At 58.5% G+C, this 12,602-nt stretch carries 26 protein-coding genes and 1 pseudogene; all 27 read left to right on the plus strand.

Annotation, left to right across the window (positions count from 1 at the left end):
* A pseudogene (locus tag HDG33_RS25910) lies at positions 1-95 on the plus strand (elongation factor Tu); the annotation flags it as partial.
* Positions 96-222: 127 nt separating this feature from the next.
* Positions 223-534 (plus strand): 30S ribosomal protein S10, encoded by a 312-nt coding sequence (rpsJ, locus tag HDG33_RS25915; RefSeq protein ID WP_006998489.1) that lies wholly within the window; start codon positions 223-225, stop codon positions 532-534.
* Between the two features lie 201 nt (positions 535-735).
* Positions 736-1,395 carry a 50S ribosomal protein L3 gene (gene rplC, locus HDG33_RS25920; protein WP_090805499.1) on the plus strand — a complete coding sequence of 220 codons (660 nt, stop codon included), beginning with the start codon at positions 736-738 and terminating at the stop codon, positions 1,393-1,395.
* Positions 1,395-2,015 carry a 50S ribosomal protein L4 gene (gene rplD, locus HDG33_RS25925; protein WP_090802165.1) on the plus strand — a complete coding sequence of 207 codons (621 nt, stop codon included), beginning with the start codon at positions 1,395-1,397 and terminating at the stop codon, positions 2,013-2,015. Before rplC ends, rplD begins: the two co-directional genes overlap by 1 nt.
* Entirely contained in the window at positions 2,012-2,326 is a 315-nt protein-coding gene (gene rplW, locus HDG33_RS25930) for a 50S ribosomal protein L23 (protein ID WP_008923345.1), read from the plus strand. The genes rplD and rplW overlap by 4 nt, the downstream gene beginning before the upstream one ends.
* 2 nt (positions 2,327-2,328) lie before the next feature.
* Positions 2,329-3,156, plus strand: a complete 828-nt coding sequence (gene rplB / locus HDG33_RS25935) for a 50S ribosomal protein L2 (RefSeq protein ID WP_018420149.1) — start codon at positions 2,329-2,331, stop codon at positions 3,154-3,156.
* 10 nt (positions 3,157-3,166) lie between these two features.
* Positions 3,167-3,442 carry a 30S ribosomal protein S19 gene (gene rpsS / locus HDG33_RS25940; protein WP_006998484.1) on the plus strand — a complete coding sequence of 92 codons (276 nt, stop codon included), beginning with the start codon at positions 3,167-3,169 and terminating at the stop codon, positions 3,440-3,442.
* Positions 3,443-3,454: 12 nt separating this feature from the next.
* The gene (gene rplV, locus HDG33_RS25945) at positions 3,455-3,784 is read left to right on the plus strand and encodes a 50S ribosomal protein L22 (RefSeq protein WP_004199272.1); all 330 of its coding nucleotides are present in this window, start codon (positions 3,455-3,457) and stop codon (positions 3,782-3,784) included.
* 11 nt (positions 3,785-3,795) lie between these two features.
* Positions 3,796-4,593, plus strand: coding sequence for a 30S ribosomal protein S3 (rpsC, locus tag HDG33_RS25950; RefSeq protein ID WP_074766158.1), 798 nt, complete (start codon positions 3,796-3,798; stop codon positions 4,591-4,593).
* Positions 4,594-4,595: 2 nt separating this feature from the next.
* Entirely contained in the window at positions 4,596-5,012 is a 417-nt protein-coding gene (gene rplP / locus HDG33_RS25955; protein WP_008923342.1) for a 50S ribosomal protein L16, read from the plus strand.
* Positions 5,013-5,022: 10 nt separating this feature from the next.
* Positions 5,023-5,217 (plus strand): 50S ribosomal protein L29, encoded by a 195-nt coding sequence (gene rpmC / locus HDG33_RS25960; protein WP_007180130.1) that lies wholly within the window; start codon positions 5,023-5,025, stop codon positions 5,215-5,217.
* Positions 5,214-5,486, plus strand: a complete 273-nt coding sequence (gene rpsQ, locus HDG33_RS25965; RefSeq protein ID WP_007180129.1) for a 30S ribosomal protein S17 — start codon at positions 5,214-5,216, stop codon at positions 5,484-5,486. The genes rpmC and rpsQ overlap by 4 nt, the downstream gene beginning before the upstream one ends.
* A gap of 290 nt (positions 5,487-5,776) precedes the next feature.
* Positions 5,777-6,145 (plus strand): 50S ribosomal protein L14, encoded by a 369-nt coding sequence (gene rplN / locus HDG33_RS25970; protein ID WP_006998478.1) that lies wholly within the window; start codon positions 5,777-5,779, stop codon positions 6,143-6,145.
* Positions 6,146-6,154: 9 nt separating this feature from the next.
* Positions 6,155-6,463 carry a 50S ribosomal protein L24 gene (rplX, locus tag HDG33_RS25975; protein WP_184035555.1) on the plus strand — a complete coding sequence of 103 codons (309 nt, stop codon included), beginning with the start codon at positions 6,155-6,157 and terminating at the stop codon, positions 6,461-6,463.
* A gap of 16 nt (positions 6,464-6,479) precedes the next feature.
* Positions 6,480-7,019, plus strand: coding sequence for a 50S ribosomal protein L5 (gene rplE / locus HDG33_RS25980; protein WP_090802163.1), 540 nt, complete (start codon positions 6,480-6,482; stop codon positions 7,017-7,019).
* A gap of 7 nt (positions 7,020-7,026) precedes the next feature.
* Positions 7,027-7,332, plus strand: a complete 306-nt coding sequence (gene rpsN, locus HDG33_RS25985; protein ID WP_090802162.1) for a 30S ribosomal protein S14 — start codon at positions 7,027-7,029, stop codon at positions 7,330-7,332.
* 14 nt (positions 7,333-7,346) lie between these two features.
* The gene (gene rpsH / locus HDG33_RS25990; RefSeq protein WP_006052216.1) at positions 7,347-7,742 is read left to right on the plus strand and encodes a 30S ribosomal protein S8; all 396 of its coding nucleotides are present in this window, start codon (positions 7,347-7,349) and stop codon (positions 7,740-7,742) included.
* An 18-nt stretch (positions 7,743-7,760) separates the two neighbouring features.
* Positions 7,761-8,291 (plus strand): 50S ribosomal protein L6, encoded by a 531-nt coding sequence (rplF, locus tag HDG33_RS25995; RefSeq protein ID WP_018420154.1) that lies wholly within the window; start codon positions 7,761-7,763, stop codon positions 8,289-8,291.
* 12 nt (positions 8,292-8,303) lie between these two features.
* Positions 8,304-8,669: a 50S ribosomal protein L18 gene (gene rplR / locus HDG33_RS26000; RefSeq protein WP_008923336.1), complete on the plus strand. Its 366-nt coding sequence runs from the start codon at positions 8,304-8,306 to the stop codon at positions 8,667-8,669.
* A 14-nt stretch (positions 8,670-8,683) separates the two neighbouring features.
* Positions 8,684-9,202: a 30S ribosomal protein S5 gene (gene rpsE / locus HDG33_RS26005; RefSeq protein ID WP_075303262.1), complete on the plus strand. Its 519-nt coding sequence runs from the start codon at positions 8,684-8,686 to the stop codon at positions 9,200-9,202.
* 11 nt (positions 9,203-9,213) lie between these two features.
* The gene (gene rpmD / locus HDG33_RS26010) at positions 9,214-9,396 is read left to right on the plus strand and encodes a 50S ribosomal protein L30 (protein ID WP_008923335.1); all 183 of its coding nucleotides are present in this window, start codon (positions 9,214-9,216) and stop codon (positions 9,394-9,396) included.
* A 29-nt stretch (positions 9,397-9,425) separates the two neighbouring features.
* A complete protein-coding gene (gene rplO, locus HDG33_RS26015) occupies positions 9,426-9,860 on the plus strand; it encodes a 50S ribosomal protein L15 (protein ID WP_018420156.1) in 435 nt (144 codons plus the stop codon).
* A gap of 46 nt (positions 9,861-9,906) precedes the next feature.
* Positions 9,907-11,253 carry a preprotein translocase subunit SecY gene (gene secY, locus HDG33_RS26020; RefSeq protein ID WP_013090753.1) on the plus strand — a complete coding sequence of 449 codons (1,347 nt, stop codon included), beginning with the start codon at positions 9,907-9,909 and terminating at the stop codon, positions 11,251-11,253.
* Positions 11,254-11,261: 8 nt separating this feature from the next.
* The gene (infA, locus tag HDG33_RS26025; RefSeq protein ID WP_004521905.1) at positions 11,262-11,480 is read left to right on the plus strand and encodes a translation initiation factor IF-1; all 219 of its coding nucleotides are present in this window, start codon (positions 11,262-11,264) and stop codon (positions 11,478-11,480) included.
* 20 nt (positions 11,481-11,500) lie between these two features.
* Positions 11,501-11,617: a 50S ribosomal protein L36 gene (gene rpmJ, locus HDG33_RS26030; RefSeq protein ID WP_004199844.1), complete on the plus strand. Its 117-nt coding sequence runs from the start codon at positions 11,501-11,503 to the stop codon at positions 11,615-11,617.
* Positions 11,618-11,658: 41 nt separating this feature from the next.
* On the plus strand, positions 11,659-12,024 hold the full coding sequence (gene rpsM, locus HDG33_RS26035; RefSeq protein WP_008923332.1) for a 30S ribosomal protein S13: 366 nt from the start codon (positions 11,659-11,661) through the stop codon (positions 12,022-12,024).
* A gap of 28 nt (positions 12,025-12,052) precedes the next feature.
* Positions 12,053-12,457, plus strand: a complete 405-nt coding sequence (gene rpsK / locus HDG33_RS26040) for a 30S ribosomal protein S11 (protein WP_006052224.1) — start codon at positions 12,053-12,055, stop codon at positions 12,455-12,457.
* Positions 12,458-12,602 lie beyond the last annotated feature (145 nt).

Below are 12,602 nucleotides of genomic sequence, written 5' to 3' on the forward strand. Positions count from 1 at the left end.
TCAACCCGATCGCGATGGAAGAAGGTCTGCGCTTCGCAATTCGCGAAGGTGGCCGTACGGTCGGCGCTGGTGTCGTCGCCAAGATCATCGAGTAAAATCGACGATTGCTGTAGCAGTCTGTAGCGCCCGGGCTCGGGCACTCGCTCTGCGCGAGCGTCCGAGCCTACGTTCTTTTTCTAATCGGCGGTGCAATATCGCCTCGCTCTTTTCAAGGAATTTGTCATGCAGAACCAGAAAATCCGCATTCGCCTGAAGGCTTTCGACTATCGCCTGATCGACCAATCGGCAGCTGAAATCGTCGATACGGCAAAGCGGACTGGCGCGATTGTTCGTGGTCCCGTACCCCTGCCGACCCGCATTCAACGCTTCGACATCCTGCGTTCGCCGCACGTCAACAAGACGTCGCGTGACCAGCTCGAAATCCGCACCCACCAGCGTCTGATGGACATCGTTGACCCGACGGACAAGACCGTCGACGCGCTCATGAAGCTGGATCTCCCGGCTGGCGTGGACGTTGAAATCAAGCTGCAGTAAGGCTTCCAGCCCTTGCGCGGCCACCCGGGCAACGCTAAGTCATTGATTGCTTGCGGAAAACGAAAAGGCTCGCTATACTATTGAGCTTTTCGCGCATTTGCGTAAAAAAGTCGGCGTCCTGCAGCATGGTTTCATGCCCGAAGCGGTGCCGGCATTTTGTAAATTAGCCCCGACCAATCGCAGTCGGGAATGGAGAAAACGATGAGCCTTGGACTCGTAGGTCGCAAGGTTGGCATGACCCGTATCTTCACGGCTGAAGGGGATTCAATTCCCGTCACCGTGCTGGACGTGTCCGACAACCGCGTGACGCAGATCAAGACTGTTGAAACCGACGGCTACACGGCCGTGCAGGTTGCCTTCGGTACGCGCCGTGCATCCCGCGTGACGAAGCCGTTGGCAGGTCATCTCGCCAAAGCCGGTGTTCAAGCCGGTGAAATCCTCAAAGAATTCCAGATCGATGCCGCTAAGGCTGCCGAACTGTCGAGCGGCGCCGTGGTTGGTCCCGAGTTGTTCGAAGTGGGCCAGAAGGTCGACGTGCAAGGCGTGTCGATCGGTAAAGGCTACGCCGGTACCATCAAGCGTTATAACTTCTCGTCTGGCCGTGCATCCCACGGTAACTCGCGCTCGCACAATGTGCCGGGCTCGATCGGTATGGCGCAGGATCCGGGTCGTGTTTTCCCGGGTAAGCGCATGACCGGTCACATGGGTGATGAGAAGGTAACGGTGCAAAACCTCGAAATCGCTCGTATCGACGCTGACCGCAAGCTGCTGCTGGTCAAGGGCGCCGTTCCGGGTGCGAAGGGTGGCAAGGTATTCGTTACGCCGGCCGTGAAGACGCGCGCCGTGAAAGGAGCGAAATAATGGAACTTAAGCTCCTGAATGCCAATGGTCAGGAAAGTGCAGGCGTTAGCGCGTCGGACGTCGTGTTCGGCCGCGACTACAACGAAGCCCTGATTCACCAGGTGGTGGTTGCGTACCAGGCGAATGCCCGTAGTGGCAACCGCGCGCAGAAGGATCGTGAGCAGGTCAAACACACGACCAAGAAGCCGTGGCGCCAGAAGGGTACGGGCCGCGCCCGTGCCGGTATGTCGTCGAGCCCGCTGTGGCGCGGCGGTGGCCGTATTTTCCCGAATTCGCCGGAAGAAAACTTTTCGCACAAGGTCAACAAGAAGATGCATCGTGCAGGTCTCTGCTCGATCTTCTCGCAGTTGGCCCGCGAAGGCCGCATCTCGGTGGTCGACGAGTTGACGCTCGAAGCGCCGAAGACGAAGCTGCTGGCCGAAAAATTCAAGGCGATGGGTCTCGATTCCGTGCTGGTGATTACCGACACGGTTGACGAAAACCTGTACCTCGCGTCGCGCAACCTCGCCCACGTGGCGGTTGTGGAGCCGCGTTACGCCGACCCACTGTCGCTGATCTACTTCAAGAAGATCCTGATCACGAAGGCTGCGGTCGCCCAGATCGAGGAGTTGCTGTCATGAGCGAGATTCGCAAGAACGATCATCGTTTGATGCAGGTCCTGCTCGCGCCGGTGGTCTCCGAAAAGGCGACGCTGGTGGCCGACAAGAACGAACAGGTTGTGTTCGAAGTCGCGCCGGATGCCACGAAGCAGGAAGTGAAAGCTGCAGTCGAGCTGCTGTTCAAGGTGGAAGTCGATTCCGTCAACGTGCTGGTCGCGAAGGGCAAAGCCAAGCGCTTTGGTCGCTTCATGGGCAAGCGCAAGGACGTGAAGAAGGCGTACGTCTGCCTGAAGCCCGGCCAGGAAATCAACTTTGAAGCGGAGGCCAAGTAATCATGGCAATCGTGAAAGTTAAGCCGACTTCGCCGGGTCGCCGCGCGATGGTCAAGGTGGTCAACAAGGAACTGCACAAGGGCAAGCCGTTCGCAGCGCTGCTCGACACGCAGTCGTCGACCGCCGGCCGTAACAACAACGGTCACATCACCACGCGTCACAAGGGTGGTGGTCACAAGCATCACTATCGTGTCGTCGACTTCCGTCGCACGAAGGATGGTATTCCCGCAAAGGTCGAGCGTCTCGAGTACGACCCGAACCGTAGCGCGAACATCGCGCTGGTTCTGTACGCAGACGGCGAGCGCCGCTACATCATCGCTCCGAAGGGTATTACCGTCGGTCAACAGCTGATGTCGGGTTCGGAGGCGCCGATCCGCGCAGGTAACACGCTGCCGATCCGCAACATCCCGGTCGGTACGACGATTCACTGCATCGAAATGTTGCCGGGCAAGGGCGCGCAAATGGCACGTTCGGCGGGTACGTCGGCGATGCTGCTGGCGCGCGAAGGCATCTACGCGCAGGTTCGTCTGCGTTCGGGCGAAATCCGCCGCGTTCACGTTGAATGCCGCGCAACGATCGGTGAAGTAGGCAACGAAGAGCATAGCCTCCGTCAAATCGGTAAGGCTGGTGCGAACCGCTGGCGCGGTATCCGCCCGACGGTGCGTGGCGTTGCAATGAACCCGGTCGACCACCCGCACGGTGGTGGCGAGGGCAAGACTGCGGCAGGCCGCGATCCGGTGAGCCCGTGGGGCACGCCGACGAAGGGCTATCGCACCCGCAGCAACAAGCGCACGACGAGCATGATCGTCCAGCGCCGTCACAAGCGTTAAGGAGTAGGCAATGGCACGTTCTATTAAGAAAGGTCCGTTCTGCGACGCCCATTTGCTGAAGAAGGTTGAGGCGGCTGCAGCATCGCGTGACAAGAAACCGATCAAGACCTGGTCGCGTCGCTCGACGATCCTGCCGGACTTCATCGGCCTGACGATCGCCGTTCACAACGGCCGTCAACACGTTCCGGTGTATGTCACGGAAAACATGGTCGGCCACAAGCTTGGCGAGTTCGCACTGACCCGTACGTTCAAGGGACACGCGGCCGACAAGAAGGCCAAGAAATAAGGGGCAATCAAGATGGAAGTGAAAGCAATTCATCGCGGTGCCCGCATCTCGGCGCAGAAAACGCGCCTTGTGGCTGACCAGATCCGCGGTTTGCCGGTCGACAAGGCGCTGAACGTTCTGACGTTCTCGCCGAAGAAGGCTGCGGGGATCGTGAAAAAGGTCGTGCTGTCGGCGATCGCGAATGCGGAGCACAACGAAGGCGCCGATATCGACGAGCTCAAGATCAAGAGCATCTACGTCGACAAGGCAGCATCGCTGAAGCGTTTCACCGCGCGCGCTAAAGGCCGCGGTAACCGCATCGAGAAGCAATCCTGTCACATCACTGTGACGGTCGGGAATTAAGGGGCCATACGATGGGACAGAAAATTCATCCGACTGGCTTCCGTTTGGCCGTCAGCCGCAATTGGGCTTCGCGTTGGTACGCGAACAACAACAATTTCGCGGCGATGTTGCAGGAAGACATCGGTGTTCGGGAATACCTGAAGAAGAAGCTGAAGAACGCGTCCGTCGGCCGCGTTGTGATCGAGCGTCCTGCAAAGAACGCGCGTATCACGATTTTCAGCTCGCGTCCGGGTGTCGTGATCGGCAAGAAGGGTGAAGACATTGAACTGCTGAAGTCCGAGCTGCAAAAGCGCATGGGCGTTCCGGTTCACGTCAACATCGAAGAAATCCGCAAGCCGGAAACGGACGCGCAACTGATCGCTGATTCGATCACGCAACAGCTCGAGCGCCGGATCATGTTCCGCCGCGCGATGAAGCGTGCGATGCAGAACGCAATGCGTCTGGGTGCTCAAGGCATCAAGATCATGAGCGCTGGCCGTCTGAACGGTATCGAAATCGCCCGTACGGAATGGTATCGCGAAGGTCGCGTGCCGCTTCATACGCTGCGTGCGGATATCGACTACGCAACGTCGGAAGCAAAGACGACGTACGGCATCATCGGCGTGAAGGTGTGGGTCTACAAGGGCGACACGCTCGGCCGCAACGACGCACCGGTGGTCGAAGAAGTCGCCGAAGAAAAGCGTCCGCGCCGCAACGCACGTCCGGGTGGCGATCGCCGTCCGCGTCGTGATGGTGAAGGTGGTGGCCCGGCAGGTGCACGCCGTGGCGCTCCCCGACGTGCTGGCGGCGACGGGAAGACTGGAGAATAACGATGCTGCAACCGAAACGCAGAAAGTATCGCAAAGAGCAGAAAGGTCGTAACACCGGCGTTGCTACCCGCGGCAACGCGGTGTCGTTCGGTGAGTTCGGCCTGAAGGCTGTCGGTCGTGGCCGTCTGACCGCGCGCCAGATTGAGGCGGCGCGTCGTGCAATGACGCGTCACATCAAGCGCGGTGGCCGCATCTGGATCCGGATCTTCCCGGACAAGCCGATCTCGACCAAGCCGGCGGAAGTGCGTATGGGTAACGGTAAGGGTAACCCGGAGTACTACGTCGCTGAGATTCAACCGGGCAAGATGCTGTACGAAATGGACGGCGTAACCGAAGAACTGGCGCGCGAAGCGTTCCGTCTGGCTGCAGCGAAGCTGCCGCTGAAGACGACGTTTATCGTGCGTCAGCTCGGCGCCTAAGGAGCAAATGATGAAGGCTTCCGAACTTCACCAGAAAGATCAGGCCGCGCTCAACAAGGAGCTGTCGGACCTGTTGAAGGCGCAATTCGGCCTGCGCATGCAACTCGCGACACAGCAGCTCACGAACACGAGCCAGCTGAAGAAGGTCCGTCGCGACATCGCGCGTGTGCGGACCGTCCTGACTGAGAAGGCGAACCAGAAATGAACGATAGCGTAAAAACCTCGCTCAAGCGGACGCTGGTCGGCAAGGTCGTCAGCAACAAGATGGACAAGACGGTTACCGTGCTGGTCGAGCACCGCGTGAAGCACCCGATCTACGGCAAGTACGTCGTGCGGTCGAAGAAGTACCACGCGCATGACGACGCGAACACGTACAACGAGGGCGACCTCGTTGAAATCCAGGAAACTCGTCCGATTTCGAAGACGAAGGCTTGGGTTGTGGCTCGCCTGGTCGAGGCTGCTCGCGTCATCTAATGTCGCAAAACTGTAGAAGTAGTTGAAATCGCAGTAAGTTTCGCTTGCAAGACCGAGATTATTTGATATAATTTCGGTCTTCCCTCTTTATGGGAGCCCCGTCGCGGGCGAAGTTGGTGGGGGAAGCGGTTCGGGCGCCAGCCTAGACCGAAGGATTCACCGGATTGCGATGGCGGGTTTCGTTTGCCGTCGCTGCTGTTCTAACCCAAGCAGCCGATCGGCTGACGGGACCAAGACTGACCGGGAAGCGCCATGGTGGTGTGACCGGATTAAGTTGGGAAAGATAAACCATGATCCAGACCGAAACTCGGCTTGAAGTGGCCGACAACACGGGTGCACGTGAAGTCATGTGCATCAAGGTGCTCGGCGGCTCGAAGCGTCGTTATGCCAGCATTGGCGACATCATCAAGGTGACTGTCAAAGAGGCAACGCCGCGCGGGCGCGTGAAGAAAGGCGAAATCTACAACGCCGTGGTGGTTCGCACCGCCAAGGGCGTGCGCCGTCAGGACGGCTCGCTGATCAAGTTCGACGGCAACGCGGCTGTGTTGCTTAACACCAAGCTCGAACCGATCGGGACCCGTATTTTTGGGCCTGTCACGCGCGAGTTGCGTAGCGAACGATTCATGAAGATCGTTTCGCTGGCGCCCGAAGTGCTGTAAGGAGTCGCGATGAACAAGATTCGCAAGAGTGACGAAGTTATCGTCATCACCGGCAAAGATAAGGGCAAGCGTGGCGTGGTGCTGGCCGTTCACGGCGAGACCGTGACTGTCGAGGGCATCAACCTCGTCAAGAAGCACGTCAAGCCGAACCCGATGAAGGGTACGACGGGCGGCGTGGAAGCCAAGACGATGCCGCTGCAAATTTCGAACGTCGCATTGGTGGACGCGAATGGCAAGCCATCGCGTGTAGGCATCAAGGTCGAAGGGGGCAAGAAGGTCCGTTTCCTGAAGACGACCGGTGCCGTACTGAGCGCCTGACGCTGCGGAGTAAAAAATGGCTCGTTTGCAAGAGTTTTACAAAGAGAAGGTTGTACCCGGCCTCATCGAGAAGTTCGGTTACAAGTCCGTGATGGAAGTGCCGCGCATCACCAAGATCACCCTGAACATGGGCCTTGGCGAAGCCGTCGCTGACAAGAAGATCATCGAAAACGCCGTTGGCGATCTGACGAAGATCGCGGGCCAGAAGCCGGTGATCACGAAGGCACGCAAGGCAATCGCTGGCTTCAAGATCCGTCAGGGCTATCCGATCGGTGCAATGGTCACGCTGCGTGGCCAGGCAATGTACGAATTCCTGGACCGTTTCGTGACGGTTGCGCTCCCCCGTGTGCGCGACTTCCGTGGCGTGTCGGGCAAGGCGTTCGATGGTCGCGGCAACTACAACGTCGGTGTGAAAGAGCAGATCATTTTCCCCGAAATCGACTACGACAAGATCGACGCACTGCGTGGGCTGAACATCAGCATCACGACGACTGCGAAGACTGACGACGAAGCAAAGGCTCTGCTCGCCAGCTTCAAGTTCCCGTTCAGAAACTGAGGTTACCGTGGCTAAACTGGCACTGATCGAACGTGAAAAGAAGCGTGCTCGCCTCGCCGCCAAGTACGCTCCCAAGCGTGCAGCATTGAAGGCAATCATTGGCGATACGAGCAAGTCGGAAGAAGAGCATTACGCAGCACGCCTGGAACTGCAGCAACTGCCGCGAAACTCTAACCCGACCCGTAAGCGCAACCGTTGCGCAATTACCGGTCGTCCGCGCGGCACGTTCCGTAAATTCGGGCTGGCGCGTAACAAGATTCGCGAAATCGCGTTCCGCGGCGAGATCCCTGGCCTGACCAAGGCGAGCTGGTAATAGGAGAAACATAAATGAGCATGAGTGATCCTATCGCCGATATGCTGACTCGCATCCGCAATGCGCAGATGGTCGAGAAGGTTTCGGTGACTATGCCCTCGTCGAAAGTCAAGGTTGCGATTGCGCAGGTCCTGAAGGACGAAGGTTATATCGACGATTTCGCAGTGAAGTCCGAAGGTGCGAAGTCGGAATTGAACATCGTGTTGAAGTATTACGCTGGCCGTCCGGTCATCGAGCGCATTGAACGCGTCTCGAAGCCTGGTCTGCGTGTGTACCGCGGCCGTAACGACATCCCCGTGGTCATGAATGGCCTGGGCGTGGCAATCGTGTCGACGCCGAAGGGCGTGATGACGGACCGCAAGGCACGTGCAACGGGCGTTGGCGGCGAAGTCATCTGCTATGTCGCTTAAGGCCGAAAGGAGAGAAACATGTCTCGAGTAGGTAAGAGCCCAATCGCGCTGCAAGGCGCGGAAGTGGCCCTGAGCGCCGACAGCATTACTGTCAAGGGTCCGCTGGGTACGATTTCGCAGGCTGCCAACAGCCTCGTGAAGGTAGTGAACGACAGCGGCACGCTGAAGTTCGAGCCGGTCGATGAAAGCCGCGAGGCGAATGCGATGTCGGGCACGATGCGCGCGCTGGTTGCGAACATGGTGCACGGCGTGACTAAGGGTTTCGAGCGCAAGCTGACGCTGGTTGGCGTCGGTTACCGCGCACAAGCGCAAGGCGACAAGCTGAACCTGTCGCTGGGTTTCTCGCACCCGGTGGTGCACCAGATGCCGGCCGGCGTCAAGGCAGAAACCCCGTCGCAAACCGAAATCGTGATCAAGGGGATCAACAAGCAACAAGTCGGTCAAGTCGCTGCAGAAGTGCGCGGCTACCGTCCGCCGGAGCCCTACAAGGGCAAGGGCGTGCGTTACGCCGATGAGGTTGTGATCCTCAAAGAAACGAAGAAGAAGTAAGGGTGCGCAATCATGGATAAGACTCAATCTCGCCTGCGCCGCGCTCGTCAGACGCGTATCAAGATCGCTGAGCTGCAGGTCGCGCGTCTCGCCGTGCATCGCACGAACACGCACATCTATGCGCAAGTGTTCTCGCCGTGCGGTACCAAGGTGCTCGCTAGCGCGTCGACGCTCGAAGCCGAAGTGCGTGCGCAATTGGCCGATCAATCGGGAAAGGGCGGCAACGTTGCTGCTGCCACCCTGATCGGCAAGCGCATTGCAGAAAAGGCTAAGGCTGCCGGCATCGAATCCGTCGCGTTCGACCGTTCGGGTTTCCGTTACCACGGCCGCGTGAAAGCGCTGGCTGACGCGGCGCGCGAAGCCGGACTCAAGTTCTAAGGGAAGAATTCGTCATGGCAAAGATGCAAGCTAAAGTTCAGGCTGACGAACGCGACGACGGCCTTCGTGAAAAAATGATCGCGGTTAACCGCGTGACCAAGGTCGTGAAGGGTGGCCGTATTCTCGGCTTCGCTGCGCTGACGGTGGTTGGCGACGGTGATGGCCGCGTCGGTATGGGCAAGGGCAAGGCGAAGGAAGTGCCGGTCGCTGTCCAGAAGGCGATGGAACAGGCTCGCCGCAACATGTTCAAGGTGCCGTTGAAGAACGGTACCTTGCAACACGAAGTGCACGGTAAGCACGGCGCATCGACGGTCCTCCTCGCTCCGGCGAAGGACGGTACCGGCGTGATCGCGGGCGGCCCGATGCGCGCCGTGTTCGACGTGATGGGCGTGCAGAACGTTGTGGCCAAGAGCCACGGCTCGACGAACCCGTACAACCTCGTTCGTGCGACGCTCGATGGTCTGCGCAAGCAGTCCACGCCGGCCGACATCGCTGCGAAGCGTGGCAAGTCCGTCGAAGAAATTCTGGGCTAAAGGTGGACACCATGTCTGATAAAACTGTCAAGGTCCAGCTCGTCAAGAGCCTGATCGGCACCCGTGAATCGCACCGTGCAACAGTGCGTGGCTTGGGCCTGCGCCGACTCAACTCGGTTAGCGAGTTGCAGGATACGCCGGCTGTGCGCGGCATGATCAACAAGGTTTCGTACCTCGTTAAGGTCATCAGCTAAGCGGCTGACCAGGACTCAAGGAGTTGATAATGGAATTGAATAACCTGAAGCCGGCCGAAGGCGCGAAGCACGCAAAGCGCCGCGTTGGTCGCGGCATCGGCTCCGGCCTCGGCAAGACCGCTGGCCGTGGTCACAAGGGTCAGAAGTCGCGTTCGGGCGGCTTTCACAAGGTTGGCTTTGAAGGCGGTCAAATGCCGCTGCAACGTCGCCTGCCGAAGCGTGGCTTCACCTCGCTGACGAAGGAATTCGTCGGTGAAGTACGTCTCTCGGATCTGGAGAAGCTGCCGGTCGACGAAATCGATCTGCTGGCTCTCAAGCAAGCCGGCCTCGTCGGCGAGCTGATCCGTAGCGCCAAGATCATTGCAACGGGCGAGCTCAAGCGCAAGGTCGTTGTGAAGGGTCTGGGTGCGACGAAGAGCGCACGTGCTGCTATCGAGGCAGCCGGTGGCTCTTTTGCCGAGTAACGCGCAAGTTAATTGCCGTCACTAGCACTTGCATCGGAGAAGGTACTTGGCTAACAGCCCGAGTCTCGCAAAACCCGGTCGCAGCGCGGCGAAGTTTGGCGATCTGCGCCGGCGAGCAGTGTTCCTGCTGCTGGCGCTAGTCGTCTACCGTATCGGCGCGCATATTCCGGTGCCGGGTATCGACCCGGACCAACTGGCGAAACTGTTCCAAAGCCAGTCGGGCGGCATCCTTGGCATGTTTAACATGTTCTCGGGTGGCGCACTTTCGCGGTTCACGATTTTCGCGCTGGGGATCATGCCGTACATTTCGGCGTCGATCATCATGCAGTTGCTGGCGATTGTTTCGCCGCAGCTCGAAGCGCTGAAAAAGGAAGGGCAGGCAGGTCAGCGAAAGATTACGCAGTACACGCGGATCTTCACGGTTGTGCTGGCGACGTTCCAGGCGTTCGGTATTGCCGTCGCTCTGGAAAATCAGCCGGGCCTCGTGATCGATCCGGGGATGGTTTTCCGCTTGACGACGGTCGTGACGCTGGTGACCGGCACGATGTTCCTGATGTGGCTAGGTGAGCAGATCACGGAGCGCGGGCTTGGCAACGGGATCTCGATCATCATATTCGGCGGTATTGCGGCGGGTTTCCCGAACGCAATCGGTGGTCTCTTTGAACTGGTGCGAACCGGCTCGATGAGCATCATCTCGGCGATTATCGTCGTCGCGCTGATTGCTGCTGTGACCTATCTGGTGGTGTTCATCGAACGCGGCCAGCGCAAGATACTTGTGAATTATGCGAAGCGGCAGGTGGGCAACAAGATTTACGGCGGCCAGTCTTCGCATTTGCCGCTGAAGCTGAATATGTCGGGCGTGATTCCGCCGATCTTCGCATCGTCGATCATTCTCTTCCCGGCAACTATCCTGAACTGGTTCAGTTCGGGTTCGCGTACCAGCTGGTTCGCAGACACGTTGCACAACGTTGCCGAAGCCCTGAAGCCCGGTCAACCGGTGTACGTGTTGCTGTACGCGTTGGCGATCGTCTTCTTCTGCTTCTTCTACACTGCACTGGTGTTCAACAGCAGGGAAACGGCCGACAACCTGAAAAAGAGCGGCGCTTTCGTCCCAGGTATCCGCCCGGGCGATCAGACGGCGCGATATATCGACCGCATCCTCACGCGTTTGACGCTTGCCGGTGCGATCTACATCGTGTTCGTTTGCCTGCTGCCTGAATTTCTGGTGCTGCGCTGGAACGTGCCGTTTTATTTTGGTGGAACGTCGCTGCTGATCATTGTCGTCGTCACAATGGATTTCATGGCGCAGGTGCAGTCGTACGTTATGTCGCAACAGTATGAATCGCTGCTGAAGAAAGCTAATTTCAAAGGCGGCGGCGTCCCGATGCGTTGAAAGGACTTATGGCCAAAGACGATGTTATCCAGATGCAGGGCGAAGTAATCGAGAACCTGCCTAACGCTACCTTCAGGGTGAAGCTGGAAAACGGCCATGTCGTGTTGGGACACATATCCGGCAAAATGCGGATGCACTACATCCGGATCTTGCCGGGCGACAAGGTGACGGTTGAATTGACGCCTTACGATCTGTCGCGTGCGCGGATCGTGTTCCGGGCGAAGTGATTTGAAAAAAGGGTAATATCATGAAAGTGATGGCATCGGTTAAGCGCATTTGCCGCAATTGCAAGATCATCAAGCGCAAAGGCGTTGTGCGCGTGATTTGCAGTTCTGATCCGCGCCACAAACAGCGTCAAGGCTGAACGCCGCGCTTTTGCTTGCGCTTTTTGTTTGAGGAAAAACAATGGCTCGTATCGCAGGGGTTAACATCCCGAATCACCAGCATACTGAAATCGGCCTGACGGCTATTTACGGTATCGGTCGCACGCGCTCGCGCGACATTTGCGTCGCTGCTGGTGTGGCATTTTCGAAGAAGGTCAAAGACCTGACTGACGCAGACCTCGAAAAGCTGCGTGAAGAAGTCGGCAAGTTCATCGTTGAAGGCGATCTGCGCCGTGAAACGACGATGAACATCAAGCGCCTGATGGATCTCGGCTGCTATCGTGGCGTGCGGCATCGTAAGGGTCTGCCCCTGCGCGGCCAGCGTACGCGTACGAATGCCCGTACGCGCAAGGGTCCGCGTCGTGCAGCGCAATCGCTGAAGAAGTAAGCGGAACTGACAGTTACAGGAAAACGTAATGGCTAAGGCTTCGAACAACTCCGCGGCGCAACGCGTTCGCAAGAAGGTCAAGAAGAACGTCGCCGAGGGCGTGGTTCACGTTCACGCGTCGTTCAACAACACCATCATCACGATCACCGACCGTCAAGGCAACGCGCTTGCCTGGGCAACGTCGGGCGGTCAGGGCTTCAAGGGTTCGCGTAAGTCGACTCCGTTTGCAGCTCAGGTCGCAGCTGAATCAGCTGGCCGCGTGGCGATGGAATACGGCGTGAAGAACCTCGAAGTGCGGATCAAGGGCCCCGGTCCTGGCCGGGAATCGGCGGTGCGCGCGCTGCATGGTCTTGGCATCAAGATCACCGCGATCTCCGACGTGACGCCGGTCCCGCACAACGGCTGCCGTCCGCCGAAGCGTCGTCGTATCTAAGACGCTGGTATTTCGAGCGCCTGTTGCCGCCTTGCGCGGTGGCGGGCTGCGCGCGTTATTGAATTGACTAAGCCCACCGTTCGACTCAAAGGGTTCGGACTAGCGCGAGTGGAAGCATTCGCGTGACAAATCACAGAAGGAATCA

It is taken from the genome of Paraburkholderia sp. Cpub6 (assembly GCF_014201065.1).
Lineage (GTDB): Bacteria > Pseudomonadota > Gammaproteobacteria > Burkholderiales > Burkholderiaceae > Paraburkholderia > Paraburkholderia tuberum.

Excerpts from the sequence above, each read along its gene's own strand:
- rpsJ (WP_006998489.1), top strand. The coding sequence starts at position 223 with ATGCAGAACCAGAAAATCCGCATTCGCCTGAAGGCTTTCGACTATCGC.
- rplC (WP_090805499.1), top strand. The coding sequence starts at position 736 with ATGAGCCTTGGACTCGTAGGTCGCAAGGTTGGCATGACCCGTATCTTC.
- rplD (WP_090802165.1), top strand. The coding sequence starts at position 1,395 with ATGGAACTTAAGCTCCTGAATGCCAATGGTCAGGAAAGTGCAGGCGTT.
- rplW (WP_008923345.1), top strand. The coding sequence starts at position 2,012 with ATGAGCGAGATTCGCAAGAACGATCATCGTTTGATGCAGGTCCTGCTC.
- rplB (WP_018420149.1), top strand. The coding sequence starts at position 2,329 with ATGGCAATCGTGAAAGTTAAGCCGACTTCGCCGGGTCGCCGCGCGATG.
- rpsS (WP_006998484.1), top strand. The coding sequence starts at position 3,167 with ATGGCACGTTCTATTAAGAAAGGTCCGTTCTGCGACGCCCATTTGCTG.
- rplV (WP_004199272.1), top strand. The coding sequence starts at position 3,455 with ATGGAAGTGAAAGCAATTCATCGCGGTGCCCGCATCTCGGCGCAGAAA.
- rpsC (WP_074766158.1), top strand. The coding sequence starts at position 3,796 with ATGGGACAGAAAATTCATCCGACTGGCTTCCGTTTGGCCGTCAGCCGC.
- rplP (WP_008923342.1), top strand. The coding sequence starts at position 4,596 with ATGCTGCAACCGAAACGCAGAAAGTATCGCAAAGAGCAGAAAGGTCGT.
- rpmC (WP_007180130.1), top strand. The coding sequence starts at position 5,023 with ATGAAGGCTTCCGAACTTCACCAGAAAGATCAGGCCGCGCTCAACAAG.
- rpsQ (WP_007180129.1), top strand. The coding sequence starts at position 5,214 with ATGAACGATAGCGTAAAAACCTCGCTCAAGCGGACGCTGGTCGGCAAG.
- rplN (WP_006998478.1), top strand. The coding sequence starts at position 5,777 with ATGATCCAGACCGAAACTCGGCTTGAAGTGGCCGACAACACGGGTGCA.
- rplX (WP_184035555.1), top strand. The coding sequence starts at position 6,155 with ATGAACAAGATTCGCAAGAGTGACGAAGTTATCGTCATCACCGGCAAA.
- rplE (WP_090802163.1), top strand. The coding sequence starts at position 6,480 with ATGGCTCGTTTGCAAGAGTTTTACAAAGAGAAGGTTGTACCCGGCCTC.
- rpsH (WP_006052216.1), top strand. The coding sequence starts at position 7,347 with ATGAGCATGAGTGATCCTATCGCCGATATGCTGACTCGCATCCGCAAT.
- rplF (WP_018420154.1), top strand. The coding sequence starts at position 7,761 with ATGTCTCGAGTAGGTAAGAGCCCAATCGCGCTGCAAGGCGCGGAAGTG.
- rplR (WP_008923336.1), top strand. The coding sequence starts at position 8,304 with ATGGATAAGACTCAATCTCGCCTGCGCCGCGCTCGTCAGACGCGTATC.
- rpsE (WP_075303262.1), top strand. The coding sequence starts at position 8,684 with ATGGCAAAGATGCAAGCTAAAGTTCAGGCTGACGAACGCGACGACGGC.
- rpmD (WP_008923335.1), top strand. The coding sequence starts at position 9,214 with ATGTCTGATAAAACTGTCAAGGTCCAGCTCGTCAAGAGCCTGATCGGC.
- rplO (WP_018420156.1), top strand. The coding sequence starts at position 9,426 with ATGGAATTGAATAACCTGAAGCCGGCCGAAGGCGCGAAGCACGCAAAG.
- infA (WP_004521905.1), top strand. The coding sequence starts at position 11,262 with ATGGCCAAAGACGATGTTATCCAGATGCAGGGCGAAGTAATCGAGAAC.
- rpmJ (WP_004199844.1), top strand. The coding sequence starts at position 11,501 with ATGAAAGTGATGGCATCGGTTAAGCGCATTTGCCGCAATTGCAAGATC.
- rpsM (WP_008923332.1), top strand. The coding sequence starts at position 11,659 with ATGGCTCGTATCGCAGGGGTTAACATCCCGAATCACCAGCATACTGAA.
- rpsK (WP_006052224.1), top strand. The coding sequence starts at position 12,053 with ATGGCTAAGGCTTCGAACAACTCCGCGGCGCAACGCGTTCGCAAGAAG.